The organism is Acidovorax sp. WCS2018Noco2-16 (assembly GCF_031843945.1).
In the GTDB taxonomy this organism is placed as follows: Bacteria; Pseudomonadota; Gammaproteobacteria; order Burkholderiales; family Burkholderiaceae_C; genus Paracidovorax.
The window spans coordinates 118,715-125,916 of sequence record NZ_JAVTJJ010000011.1; the positions used below are offsets into that span (position 1 = coordinate 118,715).

8 protein-coding genes are annotated in these 7,202 nt (G+C 68.5%); 5 read left to right on the plus strand and 3 right to left on the minus strand.

Annotated elements, in window-relative coordinates; genetic code table 11:
• Positions 1 to 227 precede the first annotated feature (227 nt).
• The 4 genes from pyrC (at position 228) to htpX (ending at position 4,073) form a co-directional block, all read left to right on the plus strand.
• Positions 228 to 1,292, plus strand: a complete 1,065-nt coding sequence (gene pyrC, locus RQI28_RS17685; protein WP_311223625.1) for a dihydroorotase — start codon at positions 228 to 230, stop codon at positions 1,290 to 1,292.
• A 165-nt stretch (positions 1,293 to 1,457) separates the two neighbouring features.
• Positions 1,458 to 2,300 carry an NYN domain-containing protein gene (locus RQI28_RS17690; RefSeq protein WP_311223624.1) on the plus strand — a complete coding sequence of 281 codons (843 nt, stop codon included), beginning with the start codon at positions 1,458 to 1,460 and terminating at the stop codon, positions 2,298 to 2,300.
• The gene (locus RQI28_RS17695; RefSeq protein WP_311223623.1) at positions 2,297 to 3,058 is read left to right on the plus strand and encodes a DUF3025 domain-containing protein; all 762 of its coding nucleotides are present in this window, start codon (positions 2,297 to 2,299) and stop codon (positions 3,056 to 3,058) included. Before RQI28_RS17690 ends, RQI28_RS17695 begins: the two co-directional genes overlap by 4 nt.
• A gap of 136 nt (positions 3,059 to 3,194) precedes the next feature.
• The gene (htpX, locus tag RQI28_RS17700) at positions 3,195 to 4,073 is read left to right on the plus strand and encodes a protease HtpX (protein ID WP_311223622.1); all 879 of its coding nucleotides are present in this window, start codon (positions 3,195 to 3,197) and stop codon (positions 4,071 to 4,073) included.
• A 136-nt stretch (positions 4,074 to 4,209) separates the two neighbouring features.
• Here the strand turns inward: htpX and RQI28_RS17705 are convergent, their stop codons facing one another.
• Both RQI28_RS17705 and RQI28_RS17710 read right to left on the minus strand, forming a co-directional pair.
• Positions 4,210 to 4,563, minus strand: a complete 354-nt coding sequence (locus tag RQI28_RS17705; RefSeq protein WP_311223724.1) for an antibiotic biosynthesis monooxygenase — start codon at positions 4,561 to 4,563, stop codon at positions 4,210 to 4,212.
• Between the two features lie 20 nt (positions 4,564 to 4,583).
• Positions 4,584 to 5,222, minus strand: a complete 639-nt coding sequence (locus tag RQI28_RS17710; RefSeq protein WP_311223621.1) for an FMN-binding negative transcriptional regulator — start codon at positions 5,220 to 5,222, stop codon at positions 4,584 to 4,586.
• 103 nt (positions 5,223 to 5,325) lie between these two features.
• On the opposite strand from RQI28_RS17710, the gene RQI28_RS17715 reads away from it, so the two are divergent.
• Positions 5,326 to 6,822 (plus strand): PLP-dependent aminotransferase family protein, encoded by a 1,497-nt coding sequence (locus RQI28_RS17715; RefSeq protein ID WP_311223620.1) that lies wholly within the window; start codon positions 5,326 to 5,328, stop codon positions 6,820 to 6,822.
• 30 nt (positions 6,823 to 6,852) lie between these two features.
• Here RQI28_RS17715 and RQI28_RS17720 read toward each other — a convergent pair.
• The coding region (locus RQI28_RS17720) for a LysR substrate-binding domain-containing protein (protein ID WP_311223619.1) at positions 6,853 to 7,202 on the minus strand (350 nt) is incomplete at its 5' end.

Consider the following 7,202-nt stretch of genomic DNA (forward strand, 5'->3'; position numbering starts at 1 on the left):
CCGCCTGAGGCGGGTGCGGCAGTCTGTCCGACAGGGCTGCCGGCCGCTCACCGACAGGGCGGGGCAGGGCCCGCTTCTACGATGGCGGCACGTCTTTGCGCGCCACGCGCGCCGTGAGCGTCCTTCGGGGCGCTCATCACACACCCCTCCCCTCCATCGGGGTTTGCCCCCGGGCGCCTTCCAAGGCGACCCGGGGTTTTTTATGGGCGGTGGGAGAATGCGGCCCCATGACCGCCGCCTCACCATCCCACTCCAACCCCGACACCCTGACCATCACCCGCCCCGACGACTGGCACCTGCACGTGCGGGACGGCGAGGCGCTGCGCACCGTGGTGCCGCACACGGCCGTGCAGTTCGGCCGCGCGATCATCATGCCCAACCTGCGCCCGCCGGTCACCACCGCCGCGCAGGCCACCGCGTACCGCGACCGCATCCAGGCCGCCGTGCCGGCCGGCACGGCGTTCGAGCCGCTGATGACGCTGTACCTCACCGACAACTTGCCGGCCGACGAGATCGCCCGCGCCAAGGAGGCCGGGGTGGTCGCCGCCAAGCTGTACCCGGCCGGCGCCACCACCAACAGCGATGCCGGCGTGACCGACCTGCGCAAGACCTACGCCACGCTCGAGGCCATGCAGAAGGCCGGCCTGCTGCTGCTGGTGCACGGCGAGGTGACCAGCAGCGACATCGACCTGTTCGACCGCGAGGCCGTGTTCATCGAGCAGCAGCTCATTCCGCTGCGCCGCGACTTCCCCGAGCTGAAGATCGTCTTCGAGCACATCACGACGAAAGACGCCGCGCAGTACGTGCGCGAAGCCGGCGCCTTCACCGCCGCCACCATCACCGCGCACCACCTGCTGTACAACCGCAACGCCATCTTCACCGGGGGCGTGCGGCCGCACTACTACTGCCTGCCGGTGCTCAAGCGCGAAACGCACCGCGTGGCGCTGGTCGAGGCCGCCACCAGCGGCAGCGACCGGTTCTTTCTGGGCACCGACAGCGCGCCGCACCCCGCGCACCTGAAGGAACATGCCAGCGGCTGCGCCGGCTGCTACACCGCCCACGCCGCCATCGAGATGTACGCCGAAGCCTTCGACAACGCCGGCGCGCTGCACCATTTGGAAGGCTTCGCGAGCTTCCACGGCCCGGCCTTCTACGGCCTGCCGCGCAACGAAGGCACCATCACCCTGCGCCGCGAATCGTGGACGCCGCCGGACAGCTTTGCCTTCGGCGAGGCGGAGTTGAAACCCCTTCGCTCGGGCGAGGCATTGCCTTGGCGCGTGGTGGCAAGCTGATTGCCTCAATGCCAGTCAGTTGAGAAAAGTCCGTTCGGGCTGAGCCTGTCGAAGCCAGGGCACACGTGCCAAAGCTCTAGATCAGGCTCAAGGCGATTGGGTTTCACTGACCGGCGTTGCGCTGATCGCCCCTAACTTTTCTTCACACCCCGTTGGGAGGTTTCCATGTCGGCTGAACGCCAGTTGCGCATTGCCTTGCTCATCGACGCCGACAACGCGCCGGCCGAGAAGCTCGACGAGATCCTGACGGAGCTGTCCACGCTGGGGGAGATCAACATCCGCCGCGCATACGGCAACTGGACCAAGAGCGGCCTGAACGGCTGGCAGCAGCGGCTGCTGGAATTCGCCATTCGGCCCATGCAGCAGTTCGACTATTCCAGGCGCAAGAACGCGACCGACATGGCGATGACCGTGGACGCGATGGAGTTGCTCTACACCGAGCAGCCCGACGCATTCGGCATCGTTTCATCGGACGCGGATTTCACCCCGCTGGTGATGCACCTGCGCAGCAAGGGCGCGGCGGTGTACGGCTTCGGCGCTGCGCAGACGCCGCAGCCCTTCGTCAACGCCTGTTCGCGCTTTCTCTATCTGGAGTCGCTGGGCAGCGAGGCAGAAGCCGAGCCTCGATTGGACAAGTCCGTGGTTGGAGCAGCAGACGCAGTGCCGGAAGACGCCGCCACGCCCAGCGGCTCTGCGCCCGGTGTGCCCGCGCAACCCGCCACGCTGCACGTGCCCACCGCGCAACTGCGGCAGGACACCCGCTTGCTGGCACTGCTGCGCGATGCAGCGCAGGCCGCTGCGGACGAAACCGGCTGGGCACGCGTGGGAGCGCTGGGCACCCAGATCAGCAACAAGACGCCGTTCGACGCGCGCAATTACGGCTACGGCACGCTCACCAAGCTGCTGGCCGCCACGCAGGCTTTCGACATCCGCGAAGAGGGCACATCGAAGGTGGCCGTGCGTGACAAGCGCGCAGCGCGCGGCGCAGCCGGGCCTGCAAGCGCTTGAGTTCCACGCAGGCGCTTGCCGACATCGATTGGGCGCGGCCCTGGCTGGCCCCATACGCGGCATCCGGGCAGACGGTGGCGGCACGTGCCCTGGCCACGGGTTCGGTCGGCTCCGCGCTGGATGCGCAGGCGGCGCAAGCCCTGGGCGCGCATCTACCCCGGTTTCAGGGCGCTGACATGCCGCCCGGCCTGGCGTATGAGAGCTTCATCCACACCACCCGCACCGTCCCCACCCGCGACAACCTGCACGACTTCTTCAACGGCCTGATCTGGCTGCACTACCCGCAGACCAAACGCCTGCTGAACCAGTGGCAGGCCCAGGCCATCGCCGCCCAGGGCATTGGCGCGGTGCGCGGGCCCTTGCGGGACGCCATCACCGTGTTCGACGAAAACGGCGCCGTGCTGTTCGCACCGGCGGCGCTCTGCGATGCCTTGCGCGAGCGCGCGTGGCGGCGGCTCTTCGTGGACTTGCGGCCGCTGTGGGCCGAGGCCACCTTGCTGCTCTTCGGCCATGCGCTGCTCGAAAAGCTGGTGCAGCCGCGAAAACCCATCACGGCGCACGTCTACTGTGTGCAAGGCGCTATCGATTCCGTAGCGCAAGCCGATGCCTGGCTGGCGCGCACGCTCGATGCCGGGGCGTTCGCGGCCAAGCCGTTCAATCCCCTTCCCGTCCTGGGAGTGCCCGGCTGGTGGCCCGAAAACGAGAACTTTTGCTTCTATGATGACTCCCTCGTTTTCCGCAGCAGGCGCCCCGCATAAGCACCACAACAGGGCGCGCGCAACATCTGCGGAAACGGCTTGAACGCCTGCGCGGCACCCCCACTTTCCGGACTGTGCAGCAGCGTGTTCACGCCGCTGCCGAACCCCACCGTATCCCTTCGCGGAGAACCTCTCGATGAAACGTATCGCCCTTTTTCTGTTGACCAACATCGCCGTCGTGGTGGTGCTGGGCATCGTCGCCAGCCTGCTGGGCGTCAATCGCTTCCTGACGCCCAACGGCCTGAACCTGGGGGCGCTGCTCGGCTTCGCCTTCATCATGGGCTTTGGCGGCGCCATCATCTCGCTGTTGATCAGCAAACCCGTCGCCAAGTGGAGCGCGGGTGTGACGATCATCGACGGCACCGGCTCGGCCGATGAGCGCTGGATCGTCGAGACCGTGCGCCAGTTCGCCGACAAGGCCGGTATCGGCATGCCCGAGGTCGGCATCTTCGAAGGCGAGCCCAACGCCTTCGCCACGGGTGCCTTCAAGAACAGCGCGCTGGTGGCGGTCTCCACCGGCCTGCTGCAAGGCATGACGCGCGAAGAGGTCGAAGCCGTCATCGGCCATGAAGTGGCCCACGTCGCCAACGGCGACATGGTGACCATGGCGCTGATCCAGGGTGTGATGAACACCTTCGTCGTGTTCCTCTCGCGCGTCATCGGCTATGCGGTGGACAGCTTTCTGCGCAAGAACGACGAGAACAGCTCCGGCCCCGGCATCGGCTACTACGTGACCACCATCGTGCTGGACATCGCCCTGGGCTTTCTGGCCGCCATCGTCGTGGCCTGGTTCAGCCGCCAGCGCGAATTCCGCGCCGACTCCGGCGCCGCACAGCTGATGGGTCGCAAGCAACCCATGATCAACGCCTTGGCACGCCTGGGCGGCGCCGGCCCCAACGAGCTGCCCAAGAGCATGGCCGCCATGGGCATCACGGGCAACATCGGCAAGCTGTTCTCGACGCACCCGCCCATCGAAGAGCGCATCGCCGCGCTGCAGAACACGCAAGGCCGCTAAGCCACGCCACGTGAATTTGCTAAGCCCCTGTCGTCGTCACGGCAGGGGCTTTTTTCATCGCCGGGCCGCCCCAAGATGAAAAGCGGCCCCCTCGGGGGTCAGCGGCCGCACGTAGTGGGGAGCGCGGGGGTTTTTTTCATGTGGGCTCCGAATGCGCCGCAGCACCAGATCGCCGGGCGGCCATCGGGTGGGCGATACCGCCGTCTCCATAGCTGCGCAGAACCTGCGCGATGACCACCTGGTACCCGTTGAGCCACGCTGCCTGCCGCTGCTTGGCCGCCAGGTGCGCAGGGTGCTGGATCAACGCCTGCAGCGCGTCCAGGCTGCTCCAGTAATACACGTTGCTCACCAGTCCGGTGGCGGGGTTCTCCCATGCTTCCTCGCCCATATAGCCGGGAATGGCCTTGGCGATGTCGGCAATCGCGTTGTCCAGCGCATGGAACTCGGCGTCGAATGCGCGAATGCCGAACGTGAAGGTGGACGTGTACACCGGCTGCACGGCGCCCTCGCTCACGGGTGTGGCTCCGCAGCTTCGCCCATGCGGCGAGCCAGCGCCTCGTGGCCCCGCTCAGCCAGCGCATGCATGGCGCCTTCCCGGTCGCGGGTGTCCTTGTTCTGGCTGAGCTTGCGCTTGCCGACCAGCGAGGTCACGGTGATCTCGATACCCACGATGCCGGCGAGCAGCGTGTCGATGAAGCCGGGTTCGGAATCGGCCATCTTCCACGGCCGGGGCTCGCCGGCTTCGTGCCGGCGCGTGAGCCGCCCGACCATCCCGCGCACGAAGCGTTCGTCGTCCTGCACGGTCAGCGTGCCGTGGGCGTGCACGACCTCGTAGTTCCAGGTGGGCACCTGCCGGTGCGCCTCGTGCTTGCTGGGGTACCAGTTGGGCGAGATATAGCCTTCGGCGCCGCGAAAGACCACCATCACCGGACTGCCGCCAGCGCCTGCCCGTTGCCACAGCGGGTTGGCGCGGGCCACGTGCCCGGTCAGCACGCCTTGCGTGCCGGCGCTGGGGTTGAACTCGAACGGAATGTGGTCTGCATCGAGGCCATCGGCCCCGTGGGTGACGAGCATGCCCAGAGGGTGGTCGCGGATGATGCGGGCCAGTTCATCGGCCTGGGGCTCGGCGAAGTGTGCGGGGATGTACATGGGGTTTTCTGGACGTGTGAAAGAGTGGGCGGTCGCCGTTTCAGCCCGATCGAATGTCCGATAGAAGCGGCACAATCACAAGAACCAGTTCTGCATCTTCTTCATGAGCCAGTTGACCATGCCACCCCATCGCCCTACCGGCGCCAACGGCGGCGGCCGGCGCATCTACGACCTGCTGCGTGCGCAGCTGGCCGAGGGCGCGCTCGCGCCGGGCGCGCGGCTGCCGGCCACGCGCGTGCTGGCGGCCGAGCTGGGCGTGTCGCGCACCACGGTGACGGCGGCCTACGAACAGCTTGCGGCCGAAGGCTATGTGACCACGGCGGTGGGCCGGGCGGCGCGCGTGGCGGCCCCGCTGAGCGCGCAGGCGCCGGCCAGAGCACGCCCGGCACGGCCTGCCGAGCCCATCGCGCTGTCCGACTGGGGGCACCGCCTTACGGCCATGCAGCTGCCGGCCGCGCGTGCGACAGAGCCGGCGCCCATCGACTTCCGTTACGGCGCCGTAGCGTCGCGGGACTTTCCCACGCTGGCGTGGCGGCGGACCTACCAGGCCGAGCTGCTGCGCCAGCAGCACAGCCTGTACTACGCGCTGCCTGAAGGGGAGCCGGCCCTGCGCAGCGCGCTGCAGGGCTACTTGCGACGCGCGCGCGGCCTGGCCTGCGATGCCGGGCAGATCGTGGTGGTGCAGGGCGCCCAGCAGGCGCTGGACCTGTGCGCGCGGCTGCTGCTGAACGCGGGCGACGCCTTTGTCTTTGAAGACCCGGGTTATCTGATGGGCCGCCGCAGCTTTGAGGCGACCGGCGCGCGGCTGCTGGCTACGCCGGTGGATGCGCACGGGCTGGACACCGCATGCCTGCCCCAGGACGACCGCGCGCGGCTGGCCTATGTGACGCCGTCGCACCAGTTTCCGCTGGGCGGCGTGCTGCCCGTCGCGCGCCGGCAGGAGCTGCTGCGCTGGGCGCGCCAGCACGATGCGTGGATCATCGAAGACGACTACGACGGCGAATTTCGCTACGGCCAGCGTCCCATCGACGCGCTGCAGGCCATGGATGCCGACGGCCGCGTGATCTATGTGGGCACCTTTTCCAAGGCGCTGTCGCCGCAGCTGCGACTGGGCTACCTGGTGCTGCCGACCGCGCTGGTGCCGGTGTTTCGCACGGCCAAGCGGCTGGCGGACCGGCATGCGCCCGTACTGGACCAGCGCGTGTTGGCGTCGTTGATCGCCAGCGGCGCCTACGAACGGCATGTGCGGCGCGTGCGGCGTGAACACGAGCGCCGGCGCGCGGCACTGCAGGCTGCCGTCGCCGCGCACTTGCCGGCAGACGCGCGCATCACCGGCACGGCGGCCGGGCTGCATGCCGTGCTGTGGCTGCCCTCGCTGCGGCCTGCCGACGAGGCCGCGCTGGCGGCGGCTGCGCGCCGTGCCGGCGTGGGCATCTACCCGATGTCGCCGCTGTTCGCGCGGCCTGAATCAGCCATGCTGCCGCGCCCGGCGGGCTTCACGCTGGGCTATGCGAGTGTGTCGGTCGATCAGATCGAGCAGGGCGTGCGGCTGCTGGGCGATGTGCTGGCCGACCCCGGCTGGCGCGCGCCGCCCGCGTGAGCCGCGCGGTGCCTGGGTGAGCCGAACGGCTCAGCCCGCCGCCGTCACCTGCGCCGTGCCGCCCTCGGTCCGCTGGGCCTTGGCCAGCAGAAAGTCGATGCAGGTGCGCACGGCCCGCGTCTGGTGGCGGTTGGGCAGGTACAGCAGGTACATGTGCGTGCCGAAGATGCTCAGGCGGTATTCGTCCAGCGTGGTCAGCACCTCGCCGCTTTCCAGCTTGTCCTGCACCACGTAGTCAGGCACCAGGCCCACGCCCAGCCCGGCCAGAATGCCCTGGCGCAAGAACGGGAAGTGCTCTGAGATGAGCGTCGGCTCCAGCATCACCTCGTGCCGCTCCGCGCCCTGGTAGGCGGACAGGCGCAGCTGCCGCCCGGTCACGC

Excerpts from the sequence above, each read along its gene's own strand:
- pyrC (WP_311223625.1), top strand. The coding sequence starts at position 228 with ATGACCGCCGCCTCACCATCCCACTCCAACCCCGACACCCTGACCATC.
- RQI28_RS17690 (WP_311223624.1), top strand. The coding sequence starts at position 1,458 with ATGTCGGCTGAACGCCAGTTGCGCATTGCCTTGCTCATCGACGCCGAC.
- htpX (WP_311223622.1), top strand. The coding sequence starts at position 3,195 with ATGAAACGTATCGCCCTTTTTCTGTTGACCAACATCGCCGTCGTGGTG.
- RQI28_RS17710 (WP_311223621.1), bottom strand. The coding sequence starts at position 5,222 with ATGTACATCCCCGCACACTTCGCCGAGCCCCAGGCCGATGAACTGGCC.
- RQI28_RS17715 (WP_311223620.1), top strand. The coding sequence starts at position 5,326 with ATGAGCCAGTTGACCATGCCACCCCATCGCCCTACCGGCGCCAACGGC.